Annotated in this window: 21 protein-coding genes; 2 read left to right on the top strand and 19 right to left on the bottom strand. The window is 59.5% G+C overall.

The genetic code is table 11. The annotated features are described in order from the left end of the window. A partial coding sequence (locus C9413_RS16880) for a dihydroxy-acid dehydratase (protein WP_170250664.1) occupies positions 1-713 on the bottom strand: 713 nt, incomplete at its 3' end. Positions 714-1,042: 329 nt separating this feature from the next. Between C9413_RS16880 and msrP the strand changes: the two genes are divergently transcribed. Next, positions 1,043-1,990, top strand: a complete 948-nt coding sequence (gene msrP, locus C9413_RS16875; RefSeq protein ID WP_039844648.1) for a protein-methionine-sulfoxide reductase catalytic subunit MsrP — start codon at positions 1,043-1,045, stop codon at positions 1,988-1,990. After that, a complete protein-coding gene (gene msrQ, locus C9413_RS16870; protein ID WP_039844647.1) occupies positions 1,990-2,646 on the top strand; it encodes a protein-methionine-sulfoxide reductase heme-binding subunit MsrQ in 657 nt (218 codons plus the stop codon). Before msrP ends, msrQ begins: the two co-directional genes overlap by 1 nt. Positions 2,647-2,656: 10 nt before the next feature. Here the strand turns inward: msrQ and C9413_RS16865 are convergent, their stop codons facing one another. From C9413_RS16865 to rpsQ, 18 genes are all read right to left on the bottom strand, one after another. Then, entirely contained in the window at positions 2,657-3,037 is a 381-nt protein-coding gene (locus C9413_RS16865) for a DUF4440 domain-containing protein (protein WP_039846714.1), read from the bottom strand. Between the two features lie 137 nt (positions 3,038-3,174). Further along, on the bottom strand, positions 3,175-3,597 hold the full coding sequence (gene rplQ / locus C9413_RS16860; protein WP_039844646.1) for a 50S ribosomal protein L17: 423 nt from the start codon (positions 3,595-3,597) through the stop codon (positions 3,175-3,177). 45 nt (positions 3,598-3,642) lie between these two features. After that, positions 3,643-4,653: a DNA-directed RNA polymerase subunit alpha gene (locus C9413_RS16855; RefSeq protein WP_039844645.1), complete on the bottom strand. Its 1,011-nt coding sequence runs from the start codon at positions 4,651-4,653 to the stop codon at positions 3,643-3,645. 103 nt (positions 4,654-4,756) lie between these two features. Further along, on the bottom strand, positions 4,757-5,146 hold the full coding sequence (gene rpsK, locus C9413_RS16850) for a 30S ribosomal protein S11 (RefSeq protein WP_022718372.1): 390 nt from the start codon (positions 5,144-5,146) through the stop codon (positions 4,757-4,759). A gap of 130 nt (positions 5,147-5,276) precedes the next feature. Further along, positions 5,277-5,645 carry a 30S ribosomal protein S13 gene (gene rpsM / locus C9413_RS16845; RefSeq protein WP_022718373.1) on the bottom strand — a complete coding sequence of 123 codons (369 nt, stop codon included), beginning with the start codon at positions 5,643-5,645 and terminating at the stop codon, positions 5,277-5,279. A 227-nt stretch (positions 5,646-5,872) separates the two neighbouring features. Further along, positions 5,873-6,523 carry an adenylate kinase gene (locus C9413_RS16840; protein ID WP_039844644.1) on the bottom strand — a complete coding sequence of 217 codons (651 nt, stop codon included), beginning with the start codon at positions 6,521-6,523 and terminating at the stop codon, positions 5,873-5,875. Continuing rightward, positions 6,520-7,860: a preprotein translocase subunit SecY gene (secY, locus tag C9413_RS16835; RefSeq protein WP_039844643.1), complete on the bottom strand. Its 1,341-nt coding sequence runs from the start codon at positions 7,858-7,860 to the stop codon at positions 6,520-6,522. Before secY ends, C9413_RS16840 begins: the two co-directional genes overlap by 4 nt. 235 nt (positions 7,861-8,095) lie before the next feature. Then, on the bottom strand, positions 8,096-8,569 hold the full coding sequence (rplO, locus tag C9413_RS16830) for a 50S ribosomal protein L15 (RefSeq protein ID WP_039844642.1): 474 nt from the start codon (positions 8,567-8,569) through the stop codon (positions 8,096-8,098). Positions 8,570-8,585: 16 nt separating this feature from the next. After that, a complete protein-coding gene (gene rpmD, locus C9413_RS16825) occupies positions 8,586-8,795 on the bottom strand; it encodes a 50S ribosomal protein L30 (protein WP_022718377.1) in 210 nt (69 codons plus the stop codon). A gap of 14 nt (positions 8,796-8,809) precedes the next feature. Beyond that, complete coding sequence (gene rpsE, locus C9413_RS16820; protein WP_022718378.1) at positions 8,810-9,379, bottom strand: 30S ribosomal protein S5; 570 nt, start codon at positions 9,377-9,379, stop codon at positions 8,810-8,812. 132 nt (positions 9,380-9,511) lie between these two features. Then, entirely contained in the window at positions 9,512-9,874 is a 363-nt protein-coding gene (gene rplR, locus C9413_RS16815; RefSeq protein ID WP_022718379.1) for a 50S ribosomal protein L18, read from the bottom strand. A 12-nt stretch (positions 9,875-9,886) separates the two neighbouring features. Further along, the gene (gene rplF / locus C9413_RS16810) at positions 9,887-10,444 is read right to left on the bottom strand and encodes a 50S ribosomal protein L6 (RefSeq protein WP_170250665.1); all 558 of its coding nucleotides are present in this window, start codon (positions 10,442-10,444) and stop codon (positions 9,887-9,889) included. 18 nt (positions 10,445-10,462) lie between these two features. Next, positions 10,463-10,861 carry a 30S ribosomal protein S8 gene (rpsH, locus tag C9413_RS16805; RefSeq protein WP_170250663.1) on the bottom strand — a complete coding sequence of 133 codons (399 nt, stop codon included), beginning with the start codon at positions 10,859-10,861 and terminating at the stop codon, positions 10,463-10,465. Between the two features lie 12 nt (positions 10,862-10,873). Next, on the bottom strand, positions 10,874-11,179 hold the full coding sequence (rpsN, locus tag C9413_RS16800; protein WP_039844641.1) for a 30S ribosomal protein S14: 306 nt from the start codon (positions 11,177-11,179) through the stop codon (positions 10,874-10,876). 32 nt (positions 11,180-11,211) lie between these two features. After that, the gene (gene rplE / locus C9413_RS16795; protein WP_039844640.1) at positions 11,212-11,769 is read right to left on the bottom strand and encodes a 50S ribosomal protein L5; all 558 of its coding nucleotides are present in this window, start codon (positions 11,767-11,769) and stop codon (positions 11,212-11,214) included. Then, positions 11,762-12,070, bottom strand: a complete 309-nt coding sequence (gene rplX, locus C9413_RS16790; RefSeq protein WP_022718384.1) for a 50S ribosomal protein L24 — start codon at positions 12,068-12,070, stop codon at positions 11,762-11,764. Before rplX ends, rplE begins: the two co-directional genes overlap by 8 nt. A 12-nt stretch (positions 12,071-12,082) precedes the next feature. Then, positions 12,083-12,451, bottom strand: a complete 369-nt coding sequence (gene rplN, locus C9413_RS16785) for a 50S ribosomal protein L14 (RefSeq protein WP_018900268.1) — start codon at positions 12,449-12,451, stop codon at positions 12,083-12,085. A 264-nt stretch (positions 12,452-12,715) separates the two neighbouring features. Beyond that, on the bottom strand, positions 12,716-12,901 hold a 186-nt coding region (gene rpsQ, locus C9413_RS16780; protein ID WP_170250662.1), incomplete at its 5' end, for a 30S ribosomal protein S17.

Raw genomic sequence — 12,901 nt, 5'->3', positions numbered from 1 at the left:
TGGTGCCGGGCGCCGGCGGCGCGGGGCGTGCGGGGGCGAGGGTGCGCAGGCGTGGAGCCGGTGCCGGGCCGCGACAGGCCGCGCGCTTCTGTCAGGCAGTTCATGGAATTGGCCGTAAACATGCCGGAGCACGAGCCGCAGGTCGGACAGGCCGAGCGCTCGATCGTCTGAACATCCTCGTCGCTGATCTTGTCGTCAGCGGCGGCAACCATGGCATCGACCAGATCGAGCGCATGCTTCTTGCCCTGCAGCACGACCTTGCCTGCTTCCATCGGGCCGCCGGAAACAAAGACTGACGGGATGTTGAGGCGCAGCGACGCCATCAGCATGCCCGGGGTGATCTTGTCGCAGTTTGAGATGCAGACCATGGCGTCGGCGCAATGGGCGTTGACCATGTATTCGACGCTGTCGGCGATCAGCTCGCGCGACGGCAGCGAATAGAGCATGCCGTCATGGCCCATGGCGATGCCATCGTCGACAGCGATCGTGTTGAATTCCTTGGCAACGCCACCGGCCGCTTCGATCTCGCGGGCGACAAGCTGGCCGAGGTCCTTCAGATGCACGTGGCCCGGCACGAACTGGGTGAAGGAATTCACCACCGCGATGATCGGCTTGCCGAAATCCGCGTCCTTCATGCCCGTCGCGCGCCAAAGGCCGCGCGCGCCCGCCATGTTGCGGCCGTGAGTCGTGGTTCTGGAACGGTAAGCTGGCATCGGTTTCTTCCTTGCTTCGCGGAAATTGCGCGGACGATGCGGGACGGCAAGAAAGCTTGCAGGCCGGGCAGCCGCTGCATTTTGGAATTGTCCTAATCCAATCAGCCGGGACTGTCACTACCGGCAAGGGCAAATCCGGTACGCCGCCCATTTGCGCCCATCTGGCATATACGGTGGATCGCAGTCTTCTGTTACAGTCTATTCCATCACACCCGAACACAAAAAATTGGCTTCCCGAAAGCAATCTTCAAGGCCTACACAGTCATCCAAAGACGCTCATGATGCGTTTATTGAGATATCGGGCCGTTCCCGCCCAGGAGGATTTCGAAATGCCGGCTTATCATCCGTCAAAGATCCCGTCTTCGGAGGTCACGCCGCGCCAAGTCTATCTCCGCCGCCGCGAGTTCCTTGGCGCTGCAACGCTCGGCGCCATGGCGCTCTATGGGGCTGGTAAGGCGAGCGCTGCGGCACTTTCCGTCATTGAGAGCAAGTACAAGGTCGATGAAAAAACGACGCCGCTGAAGGATGTGACGACCTATAACAACTTCTACGAATTCGGCCTCGACAAGGGAGATCCCGCGGCCCTTTCCGGCGACTTCAAGCCCCTGCCCTGGACCGTCAAGGTCGACGGCATGGTCGGCAAACCGGGCACCTTCGATATCGAGGCCCTGATCAAGGAATTTCCGATCGAGGAGCGCGTCTACCGCATGCGCTGTGTCGAGGCATGGTCGATGGTGATCCCATGGGACGGCTTCCCGCTTGCAGCCCTGCTCGACAAGGTGGAGCCGCTGGGCAGCGCCAAATACGTCGCCTTTGAAACCGTCGTCCGGCCGGACGAGATGCCGGGCCAGAAAGGCATATTCCAGTCACTCGAATGGCCTTATGTCGAGGGCCTGCGCCTGGACGAGGCCCGCCACCCGCTGGCGCTGCTTGCCGTCGGTCTCTATGGCGAAACGCTGCCTAACCAGAATGGTGCGCCCATCCGCCTCGTCGTGCCGTGGAAATACGGCTTCAAGGGCATCAAGTCGATCGTAAAGATCACGCTCACCGACCAGCAGCCGAAGAACACCTGGCAGGTCACCAACCCGCAGGAATACGGCTTCTATGCCAACGTCAATCCGGCAGTCGATCATCCCCGCTGGAGCCAGGCGAGCGAACGGCGCATCGGCGAAAGCGGCTTCTTCGGCGCCAGCCGCCATCCGACGCTGCCTTTCAACGGTTACGCCGATGAGGTCGCAAGCCTCTATTCCGGTATGGACCTGAAGGCAAATTTCTGATGACGGATTTCTCGGTTACGCTTGCGAGACGCTGGCAGCCGGCATCCGTCTGGCTGCTCTACGTGGCGGGGCTCCTGCCCGCTGCCTGGTATTTCTACCTCGGCGCAACGGACGGTCTCGGCGCCGATCCGGTCAAGACCTTCGAACTGTTTCTCGGCATCTGGGCGATCCGCTTCCTGATCCTGACGCTCGCCGTCAGCCCTGCCCGCGATCTCTTCGGCTGGAATTACCTGCGCTATCGCCGTTGCCTCGGCCTGCTCTGTTTCTACTATGTCGCAATGCATTTCACCGTCTACATGGTGCTCGACCAGGCATTGATCATTCAAGCTGTCATCGACGATGTCATGAAACGGCCCTTCATCATGTTCGGCATGGCGGGCCTGACGCTGCTCATTCCGCTTGCGCTGACATCCAACAATTTCTCGATCCGCCGCCTCGGCCCGAACTGGGTCCGCCTGCACCGGCTCGCCTACATCGTCGCAGCCTGCGGCGCGCTGCACTTCGCCCTCTCGACCAAGGTCTTAAGCCTCGAGCAATACATTTATGTCGGCCTGCTGATCCTGTTGATCCTCTACCGTTCCTGGAGGCCGATCGCCCGCAGCAGGAAGCGCGGGCAAGGACGGCAAGACAGCCGGGCAGCGGCGACCGCCGGTTGAGCCTGCAGCGTCAGGCTATAACCGTCCCTTGGTGAAACAGCATTTGCCATCCAATTTCAAAGTGCTTCCAGATTGAGCTGCGCAAGACATGTCGCTCAAATCCGTCCTCTCTTGTGCGACGAGTGCGATAGGTTAGCAAAACTGCGTCCGAAGATATGATGCTGAGTGAATAATCGTAGGCCAGCACCTTGCCAGGGTCTTCGTTGTCGTTCTCCTGCACGAGAAGGTCGATGATCTCGTTACGGCGATATATTGCCCCGGAACTGCCGAACTCTACGAAATCCTGCGAAAGCAGCTCTTCCAGTGCCGTTCTTGAACGGCGCATCTCGGGGCGGTGAAGGGTCTCTTCGAGAACGCGGATTTCACTCAGCAGTTCAGGTAAATTTCCCATGAGCTCCACCACGCGTTGAAATCGTCGGCATCGTCAGTTCGCATAGCCCAATCGGCGTTCAACACGTCCAAAAGCGACAAACAAGAACAGCCGGGCTCGAAAGGCCCGGCTGCTTGCTTCCGGTGAACCGGACAATATTAGGCGGCGACGGCCTGCTCTTCGGCGGCGGAGCGTGCCTTGTCGGCTGCGCCCTTGGCGAAGGTGTCGCGGTCAACGAATTCGATGACGGCGAGAGCGGCGTTATCGCCCTGGCGGAAGCCGGCCTTCATGATACGCAGGTAGCCGCCATTGCGGGTTGCGTAGCGCGAAGCGATCGTGTCGAAAAGCTTCGAAACGACTGCGGCGTCCTTGATCTGCGAGATCGCCTGACGGCGAGCGTGCAGGTCGCCGCGCTTGCCGAGGGTAACGAGCTTTTCAACGATCGGACGGATTTCCTTTGCCTTCGGCAAGGTCGTCACGATCTGCTCATGCGTGATGAGCGAAGCCGCCATGTTGGCGAACATCGCCTTGCGGTGGCTTGCGGTTCTATTCAGCTTGCGGCCGGCTTTACCGTGGCGCATTGCTATTCTCCTTCACATGCAGGCATCTCGCCCGCCGTTTGATGGTTAGTACTGGTCTTCGTATCGCTTGGCGAGATCTTCGATGTTCTCAGGCGGCCATGCCGGCACTTCCATGCCGAGATGCAGGCCCATGGAAGCGAGAACTTCCTTGATTTCGTTCAGCGATTTGCGACCAAAATTCGGCGTGCGGAGCATTTCTGCTTCGGTCTTCTGAATGAGGTCGCCGATGTAGACGATGTTGTCGTTCTTCAGGCAGTTTGCCGAGCGGACCGACAGTTCGAGTTCGTCTACCTTCTTGAGGAGCGCCGGGTTGAAAGCGAGCTCGGTGACTGCTTCCTCTTCGGCTTCCTTCTGCGGCTCGTCGAAGTTGACGAAGACGCCAAGCTGGTCCTGGAGGATGCGCGCCGCAAAAGCGACGGCGTCTTCGCCGGAAACCGAGCCATCGGTTTCGATGGTCATCGTCAGCTTGTCGTAATCGAGAACCTGTCCTTCGCGGGTGTTTTCAACCTTGTAGGACACCTTCTTGACCGGCGAATAGAGGCTGTCGACCGGGATCAGGCCGATCGGAGCATCTTCCGCACGATTGCGTTCGGCCGGAACATAGCCCTTGCCGTTGTTGACGGTGAATTCCATGCGGATCTCGGCACCCTCGTCGAGCGTGCAGATGACATGCTCAGGGTTGAGGATTTCGATATCGCCGACCGTCTGGATGTCGCCAGCCGTCACAACGCCCGGGCCCTGCTTGCGGACGACCATGCGCTTTGCGTCATCGCCATCCATCTTGATGGCAATTTCCTTGATGTTGAGCACGATATCCGTCACGTCTTCGCGGACGCCCGGAATCGAGGAGAATTCGTGCAGCACGCCGTCGATCTGCACGGCCGTCACAGCGGCACCGCGCAGCGACGAAAGCAGAACGCGACGAAGCGCGTTGCCGAGGGTCAGGCCGAAACCGCGCTCCAGCGGCTCTGCAACGAGCATCGCCTTGATGCGCGAGTTCGAAGAGAACTCGACCTTGTTCGGCTTGATCAATTCCTGCCAGTTCTTCTGGATCATTTTTTTGCCTTCCGTTCGTTGCCACCATCCAATCGTGGCAACCGAGCTTGAGAAGCACCGGGAGCGTCAACAAAACGCTCACCGGTGTTGTGAGTGGCGATGATCAGACGCGGCGCTTCTTGCGCGGGCGGCAGCCATTGTGCGGGATCGGCGTCACGTCGCGGATGGACGTGATCATGAAACCGGCAGCCTGGAGCGCGCGCAGAGCGGATTCACGACCAGAACCCGGACCGCAAACTTCGACTTCCAGCGACTTCATGCCATGTTCCTGCGCCTTCTTGGCAGCATCTTCAGCTGCGATCTGGGCCGCGAACGGGGTCGACTTGCGCGAACCCTTAAAGCCCTTGGCACCAGCGGACGACCAGGCGATTGCATTACCCTGCGCGTCAGTGATGGTGATCATCGTGTTGTTGAAGGTCGAGTTGACGTGAGCCACACCCGACGAAATGTTTTTACGTTCGCGACGGCGAACGCGGACGGCTTCCTTGGCCATTGTATCCCTTTCTTGGATATCTTCACCGCCGTAATACCAGCGGCTACACCGGAACGGCGCCTAGGCCCCGCCCCAAACTCAAAAGAGGCCGGCGCAGACCGCCAGCCTCCCACTCCCGGTTTCCCGGAAATTACTTCTTCTTACCAGCGATCGCCTTTGCCGGGCCCTTGCGGGTGCGGGCATTGGTGTGGGTACGCTGACCGCGAACCGGAAGGCCGCGGCGATGACGCAGGCCGCGGTAGCAGCCGAGGTCCATCAGACGCTTGATGTTCATCGAGGTTTCGCGACGAAGATCACCTTCGACCTGATAGTCGCGGTCGATCGTTTCGCGGATCTGAAGAACTTCAGCGTCCGTGAGCTGGTGCACGCGGCGATCAGCCGGGATGCCGACCTTTTCGACGATTTCCTGTGCGAATTTCGAACCGATCCCGTGAATATAGGTCAGCGCGATAACGACGCGCTTCGCAGTCGGGATGTTGACGCCAGCGATACGTGCCACGCCTATTCTCCTTGAGTTCCAGTTGCCATCCGGCAAGAGGGCTTCGATTATGCCGCCCTCCGAAGGGCCGCTCGTTCAAATTTGGGTTCGTAACATGTCAAAACGACCGAACCCGGACTTCCTTTGGGAAATCCGCGCCGATCGCATCGAATATCGCGAGTTGGCGCGGTGTTTAGCGGAATCAGCGCTGAAAGGCAACCGGTCCCGCCAAGTTTATTTTCAAAGCCTTAAAGCTTCGAAAGGATGGTGTCGACCTCGCCAGTGACGCGGTCTATGTCGGCCATGCCGTCCACGCTCTTGAGCTTCCCCTTGGCGTAGTAGTAGCCGATCAACGGCGAGGTTTCCTTGTAATAGACCTGAAGCCGCGCCGTCATCGTCTCCGGGTTGTCGTCCGGCCGGCGCTTGAAATGCGTCGAACCGCACTTGTCGCAGACGCCTTCGCTTTCCGGGGCCTTGTCGGTGTCATGGTAGACACTGCCGCATTGTGCGCATGAATAGCGCCCCGCAACACGGCGAATGAGCTCGTCGTCGTTGACCTTCAACTCGATGACGACGGAAAGGTCGAGACCCTTTGCGCGAAGCATCGCTTCCGTGGCATCCGCCTGGATCAGCGTCCGGGGGAAACCGTCGAGGATGAAGCCATTCGCACAGTCCGGCTGGTCGATGCGCTCGGAGACGATGGCGTTTACAACTTCATCGGGCACAAGCTTGCCCGCCTTCATCAAGGCATCGGCCCGCTTGCCGACCTCGGTTCCGGCGTGAACAGCTGCACGAAGCATGTCACCCGTGGAAAGCTGCGGAATGCCGTACTTCTCCACGATCCGCTGGGCCTGGGTTCCCTTGCCCGCGCCCGGCGGCCCCAAAAGTATGAGTCTCATCGCCCCCTCTTTCCTCCACGCAACTTCGATTTCTTGATCAGGCCTTCGTACTGCTGTGCAATCAGATGACCCTGGATCTGAGCCACCGTATCAAGAGTTACGCTAACCACGATCAAAAGCGAAGTACCACCAAGGGCTAATGGGATGCCGGTTTGCGACACCAGGATCTCAGGCAGGATGCAGACGAACACGAGATAGATCGCGCCGATGACCGTGATGCGGGTCAAGACGAAATCGATATATTCGGCGGTGCGCTCGCCTGGACGGATGCCGGGAATGAAGCCGCCATGCTTCTTCAGATTGTCGGCCGTGTCCTTCGGATTGAAGACGATGGCCGTGTAGAAGAAGGCAAAGAAGGCGATCAGCGCCGCGTAGAGCAGCATATAGAGCGGTTGGCCGTGGCCGAGCGCCGCAACGATCGCCGTCGCCCAGGACGGCAGAGCCGTCGTGTTGGCAAAGCCCGCGACGGTCGCTGGCAGAAGCAGCAGCGACGAGGCGAAGATCGCCGGGATGACGCCCGAGGTATTCAGCTTCAGCGGCAGGTGCGAGGTATCGCCCTGGAACATCCGGTTGCCGACCTGACGCTTCGGATACTGGATCAGCAGCCGGCGCTGGGCGCGCTCGACGAAGACGATGACGGCGATAACGGCCATTGCGATCAAGATGACAGCGAGAATCAGCGACGTCGAAAGCGCACCGGTGCGGCCGAGTTCGAGCGTGCCGGCAAGCGCGCTCGGAAGACCGGCAGCGATGCCTGCGAAAATGATCAGCGAAATGCCGTTGCCGATGCCGCGCGAAGTTATCTGTTCGCCGAGCCACATCAGGAACATCGTGCCGCCAAGCAGTGTGATGACGGTGGAAATACGGAAGAACCAGCCCGGATCGACCACGAGGCCGCTGCCGCTTTCAAGGCCGACCGCGATGCCATAGGCCTGCAGTGCGCCGAGCAGCACGGTGCCGTAGCGGGTGTACTGGTTGATGATCTTGCGACCCTGCTCGCCTTCCTTCTTCAGGTTTTCGAGTGCCGGCACGACCGAGGTCATCAACTGCACGATGATCGAAGCGGAGATATAGGGCATGATGCCGAGCGCAAAGATCGCCATGCGCTCGACGGCGCCGCCCGAAAACATGTTGAAGAGGCCGAGAATGCCGCCGGCTTGGCCGCGGAAGGCCTGGGCATAGGCTTCGGGATTGAGGCCTGGAAGCGGAATGTGCGTACCAAGACGATAGACGAGGAGAGCTGCCAGCGTGAACCACAGGCGCTTCTTGAGATCCTCGGCTTTGGCGAAGGTCGAAAAACTAAGATTGGAAGCCAATTGTTCCGCTGCAGACGCCATGCGATTCTCCGCGCTACCAATTCGGGCGCTGCGAGCGAGTGCCGGACCCGGAATCAGTAATCAAATTATTCACAATCGGGCTACGGACGGATTGCTGGCGCAACCTATGCCTCACCCTTGATTTCGTCGAAACCGGCATGCTGCGGGGTGCAACGATGCAGATTCTTGTGAGGCCCACATATGGGAGCAAAATCGCCCGGTGTGAAGCCACCCCGGGCGACATATCATAAGATTATTATTCTGCCGCTGCGGCAGAAAGAAGCGTGATCGAAGCGCCGGCCTTTTCGATCTTCTCGACGGCGGGCTTGGAAGCGCCTGCGACTTCGAGCTTGATCTTTGCCTTCAGCTCGCCGTCGGCGAGAACGCGAACGCCGTCCTTGGCGCGACGGATCACGCCGGCGGCCTTGAGGGCTGCGGCGTCGACAGTCGCCTTGGGATCGAGCTTGCCGGCGTCGATCGCAGCCTGGATGCGTGCGAGAGAGACGACGACGAAGTCAGCCTTGAAGATGTTCGTGAAGCCGCGCTTCGGCAGACGGCGGTAGATTGGCATCTGACCACCTTCAAAACCGTTGATGGCGACGCCGGAACGGGACTTCTGACCCTTCACACCGCGACCACCGGTCTTGCCCGAGCCCGAACCGATACCGCGGCCGAGGCGCTTGCGGCTGTGGGTCGAACCTTCGTTATCTCTGATTTCATTGAGTTTCATGATGATAACCTCCGTCTCACTTCTCGTCGACGACGCGAACGAGATGCTGGACAGCACGGATCATGCCGCGAACGGAAGGCGTATCTTCCAGGGTGCGGGTCCGGTGCATCTTGTTGAGGCCGAGGCCGATCAGCGTCTGGCGCTGTACAGCCGGCCGGCGAATCGGGCTGCCGATCTGCTCGACGGTAACCGTCTTCGCTTCGGTCTTCTTGGTAGCCTTAGCCATGGGTCAGACTCCTCTTATTCTTCAGAGGCGTTGCCGGAGGCAGCACGGCGAGCCTGGAGCGTAGCATACTTGATGCCGCGCTGAGCTGCGATGTCCTTCGGGTGAACCTGGTGCTTCAGAGCGTCGAAGGTTGCGCGAACCATGTTGTACGGGTTCGAGGAACCGGTCGACTTGGCGACAACGTCGTGAACGCCGAGCGTTTCGAAAACGGCGCGCATCGGACCGCCGGCGATGATACCGGTACCGACCTTGGCCGAGCGCAGCAGAACCTTGCCGGCGCCATGGCGGCCATGGACATCGTGATGCAGGGTTCGGCCTTCACGCAGGGGAACGAAGATCAGCTCGCGCTTGGCGGCTTCCGTTGCCTTGCGGATCGCTTCCGGCACTTCGCGTGCCTTACCATGACCGAAGCCTACGCGGCCTTTCTGGTCACCGACGACGACGAGAGCGGCGAAACCGAAACGGCGGCCACCCTTAACAACCTTAGCGACGCGGTTGATCGCGACAAGCTTGTCGACGAATTCGCTGTCGCGCTCTTCGCGGCTCTGGCGATCTTCGCGAGAACCCCTTCTTTCCTGTGCCATTGTCCTCTTCCTTTTTCTTTTCCGGGTGCAATCGGCAAACAAACGAGGACCGCATCGGTCTCCCTTGCGGGAGCGTTTGCGGTCCGGTGAAAATCCGGCCGCTGTCCAAAAGACGCGCGGCCGGAAATCTCCTTAGAAGGTCAGACCGCCTTCGCGGGCTGCTTCTGCAAGAGCCTTGATGCGGCCGTGATAGATGAAGGCGCCACGGTCGAATACGACTTCCTTGACGCCTGCCTTGGAGGCGCGCTCTGCAACGAGCTTGCCGACGAGGGCAGCTGCTGCGGTGTCGGCACCGGTCTTCAGAGAACCGCGCAGATCCTTGTCGAGCGTGGAGGCAGCCGCAAGCGTCTTGCCGGCCACATCATCGATGATCTGTGCGTAGATGTTCTTCGAGGAGCGATGAACCGACAGGCGCGGACGGCCATTGGCCACCGACTTGAGTTGACGGCGCACGCGGTTGGCACGACGTGCAAGTGCTTCTTTCCTGCTAGCCATTTCGCGTGATCCTTACTTCTTCTTGCCTTCTTTGCGGACGATGCGCTCGTCGGCATACTTCACGCCCTTGCCCTTGTAGGGCTCGGGACCGCGGTATTCGCGGATTTCGGCGGCGACCTGACCGACCTGCTGCTTGTTGATGCCGGTGACGACGATTTCCGTCGGCTTCGGAACAGCGATCGAGATACCGACCGGCGGCTCATAGACCACGTCGTGGCTGAAACCGAGAGCCAGCTGCAGGTTCTTGCCCTGCATGGATGCACGATAACCAACGCCGTTGATTTCGAGCTTGCGCTCGTAACCGTCCTTGACGCCCTTGAAGATGTTCTCGATCATTGTGCGGGACATACCCCACTTTGCGCGAGCATCCTTGGTCTGGTTGAGCGGCGTGACCACGACCGCGTTATCTTCGAGCTTTACGCCGACTTCGTCGTTTGCGACGAAGAACAGCTCGCCCTTCGGGCCCTTTGCAGTAACCTTCTGGCCATCGACCGTAGCCGTGATTCCAGCAGGTACCTGAACGGGCTTCTTACCGATACGAGACCTGTTTAAATCCTGTCTGTTCGCAATGGAGATCCCTGCCCTGTCTTAGAAGACAGAGCAAAGAACCTCGCCACCAACGTTCTGTTCGCGAGCCTGGTGATCGGCCATCACGCCCTTCGGAGTCGAAAGGATGGTGATGCCGAGACCGTTCGCGACCTGCGGAATGGCCTTGACCGAGACATAAACCCGGCGGCCCGGCTTGGACACACGGCCGATCTCACGGATCACCGACGTGCCTTCGTAGTACTTCAGCTCGATGCTGAGTTCCGACTTGCCATTGCCGAAATCGACAACGGAATAGCCACGGATGTAGCCTTCGGACTGCAGGACATCGAGAACGCGTGCACGGAGCTTGGACGCAGGCGTCGATACCGACGACTTGCGGCGGGAAGCGCCGTTGCGGATGCGAGTGAGCATATCGCCCAACGGATCAGTCATTGTCATCTAACCTGCTCCTTACCAGCTCGACTTGACGATGCCCGGCACCTTGCCGAGATTGCCCAGCTCACGCAGCGCGATACGCGACATGCGCAGTTTGCGGTAGTACGCGCGCGGGCGGCCCGATACTTCGCAACGGTTGCGAATGCGGGTCTTCGATCCATCGCGCGGCAGGGATGCCAGCTTGATCGAGGCCTTGAACCGTTCTTCGATCGGAAGAGACTGGTTCATGATGATCGCCTTCAGGACTGCACGCTTGGCAGCCTGGTTTGCGACCGTAGTACGGCGGCGCTTGTTCTTTTCAACTGCGCTTGTCTTCGCCATGTCAGGTTCCTTTTCTACGCTCGTCGTTACGGTTACTGACGGAACGGGAAGTTGAACTCTGTCAGCAGAGCCCGTGCTTCGTCGTCCTTCGTTGCCGTCGTGCAAACGATGATGTCCATGCCCCACATCTGATCAACCTTGTCGTAGTTGATCTCAGGGAACACAATGTGCTCCTTGATGCCCATGGCGAAGTTGCCACGGCCGTCAAAGCTCTTCGGGTTCAGGCCGCGGAAGTCGCGAACGCGCGGAAGCGCGATGTTCACGAGACGGTCCAGGAACTCGTACATGCGGGCGCCACGCAGGGTGACCTTGGCGCCGATCGGCATCTGCTCGCGGACCTTGAAGCCAGCGATGGAGTTGCGTGCACGGGTGATGACTGCCTTCTGGCCAGCGATCGCTGCCAGGTCGGCTGCGGCAATCGTCGGCTTCTTCGAGTCGGCCGTTGCTTCGCCAACACCCATGTTGATTACGATCTTGTCGAGCCTCGGGATCTGCATCTCGTTGGCATAGGAGAACTTCTCCTGCATCGCCTTGCGGATGCGCTCGACATATTCCTTCTTGAGCCGCGGCTCGTACTTTGCCTCAGCCATCGATCACATCTCCAGAACGCTTGGCCACACGGACCTTCTTGCCGTCAACGACCTTGAAACCGACGCGGGTCGGCTTGCCGTCCTTGTCGACGATTGCAATGTTGGACAGGTGAACCGAGGCTTCCTTGCTGATGATGCCGGCTTCCTGCGTCTGCGTCTGGCGCTGGTGGCGCTTGACGACGTTGACGCCACGGACGACCGCGCGATCTTCCTTCGGCAGAACCTGGAGGACTTCGCCGGTACGGCCTTTGTCCTTGCCTGCGAGCATGACGACCTTGTCGCCTTTACGAATCTTCTGCATCGTTCCCGCTCCTTACAGTACTTCGGGAGCCAGCGAGATGATCTTCATGTGGTTCTTGGCGCGAAGTTCGCGCGGAACCGGTCCGAAGATACGGGTGCCGATCGGCTCTTTCTTGTTGTCGATGAGGACTGCTGCATTCGTGTCGAAGCGGATGATGCTGCCATCCACGCGACGGATTTCCTTGGCGGTACGAACAACCACCGCCTTCATCACGTCACCCTTCTTCACGCGGCCGCGCGGGATCGCTTCCTTGATCGAAACGACGATGACGTCGCCGATCGAGGCATACTTGCGCTTCGAGCCGCCCAGCACCTTGATGCACATGACACGACGTGCGCCGGAATTATCCGCGACGTCGAGGTTTGTTTGCATCTGAATCATATCAGGTCGCCTTCTTGTTTTACCGGAATGGTTGGGCTTGCGCCCCCTACCCCGGCTCATGAAAATTGTCAGCCCGCCGAACCCGCCTCACGGGCGGGTACAGACACGGCAATAGCTTGAATAGCGCGGGAAAAATCGTGCCAAGGTGGTTTCCCGACGGGACCTTCCATGCGCTCAAAGCAAAAGAACGCCCGGCATTCGAGCGTTCTGACGCTGCTTCATACAGAAATTTCGGCGAGACGCAAGGCCTCGCGCAAAATTCTGTTACTTGCCCTGGGCGGAAATGACCGTCCAGCGCTTGTCCTTGGAGATCGGTGCGCATTCCTCGATGGATACGGTATCGCCGATCTTGTACTGGTTGTTTTCGTCGTGGGCCTTGTACTTCTTGGAACGACGAACGGTCTTCTGAAGCAGCGGGTGAGCAAAACGGCGCTCAACGCGAACTACGAC

Source organism: Rhizobium sp. SEMIA 4085, from assembly GCF_013004495.1.
Lineage (GTDB): Bacteria > Pseudomonadota > Alphaproteobacteria > Rhizobiales > Rhizobiaceae > Rhizobium > Rhizobium gallicum.
The sequence above is the reverse complement of the archived record's forward strand: the minus strand, read 5'-3'. Positions and strand labels throughout refer to the sequence as shown.

Excerpts from the sequence above, each read along its gene's own strand:
- msrP (WP_039844648.1), top strand. The coding sequence starts at position 1,043 with ATGCCGGCTTATCATCCGTCAAAGATCCCGTCTTCGGAGGTCACGCCG.
- msrQ (WP_039844647.1), top strand. The coding sequence starts at position 1,990 with ATGACGGATTTCTCGGTTACGCTTGCGAGACGCTGGCAGCCGGCATCC.
- C9413_RS16865 (WP_039846714.1), bottom strand. The coding sequence starts at position 3,037 with ATGGGAAATTTACCTGAACTGCTGAGTGAAATCCGCGTTCTCGAAGAG.
- rplQ (WP_039844646.1), bottom strand. The coding sequence starts at position 3,597 with ATGCGCCACGGTAAAGCCGGCCGCAAGCTGAATAGAACCGCAAGCCAC.
- C9413_RS16855 (WP_039844645.1), bottom strand. The coding sequence starts at position 4,653 with ATGATCCAGAAGAACTGGCAGGAATTGATCAAGCCGAACAAGGTCGAG.
- rpsK (WP_022718372.1), bottom strand. The coding sequence starts at position 5,146 with ATGGCCAAGGAAGCCGTCCGCGTTCGCCGTCGCGAACGTAAAAACATT.
- C9413_RS16840 (WP_039844644.1), bottom strand. The coding sequence starts at position 6,523 with ATGAGACTCATACTTTTGGGGCCGCCGGGCGCGGGCAAGGGAACCCAG.
- secY (WP_039844643.1), bottom strand. The coding sequence starts at position 7,860 with ATGGCGTCTGCAGCGGAACAATTGGCTTCCAATCTTAGTTTTTCGACC.
- rplO (WP_039844642.1), bottom strand. The coding sequence starts at position 8,569 with ATGAAACTCAATGAAATCAGAGATAACGAAGGTTCGACCCACAGCCGC.
- rpmD (WP_022718377.1), bottom strand. The coding sequence starts at position 8,795 with ATGGCTAAGGCTACCAAGAAGACCGAAGCGAAGACGGTTACCGTCGAG.
- rpsE (WP_022718378.1), bottom strand. The coding sequence starts at position 9,379 with ATGGCACAGGAAAGAAGGGGTTCTCGCGAAGATCGCCAGAGCCGCGAA.
- rplR (WP_022718379.1), bottom strand. The coding sequence starts at position 9,874 with ATGGCTAGCAGGAAAGAAGCACTTGCACGTCGTGCCAACCGCGTGCGC.
- rpsH (WP_170250663.1), bottom strand. The coding sequence starts at position 10,861 with ATGACAATGACTGATCCGTTGGGCGATATGCTCACTCGCATCCGCAAC.
- rpsN (WP_039844641.1), bottom strand. The coding sequence starts at position 11,179 with ATGGCGAAGACAAGCGCAGTTGAAAAGAACAAGCGCCGCCGTACTACG.
- rplE (WP_039844640.1), bottom strand. The coding sequence starts at position 11,769 with ATGGCTGAGGCAAAGTACGAGCCGCGGCTCAAGAAGGAATATGTCGAG.
- rplX (WP_022718384.1), bottom strand. The coding sequence starts at position 12,070 with ATGCAGAAGATTCGTAAAGGCGACAAGGTCGTCATGCTCGCAGGCAAG.
- rplN (WP_018900268.1), bottom strand. The coding sequence starts at position 12,451 with ATGATTCAGATGCAAACAAACCTCGACGTCGCGGATAATTCCGGCGCA.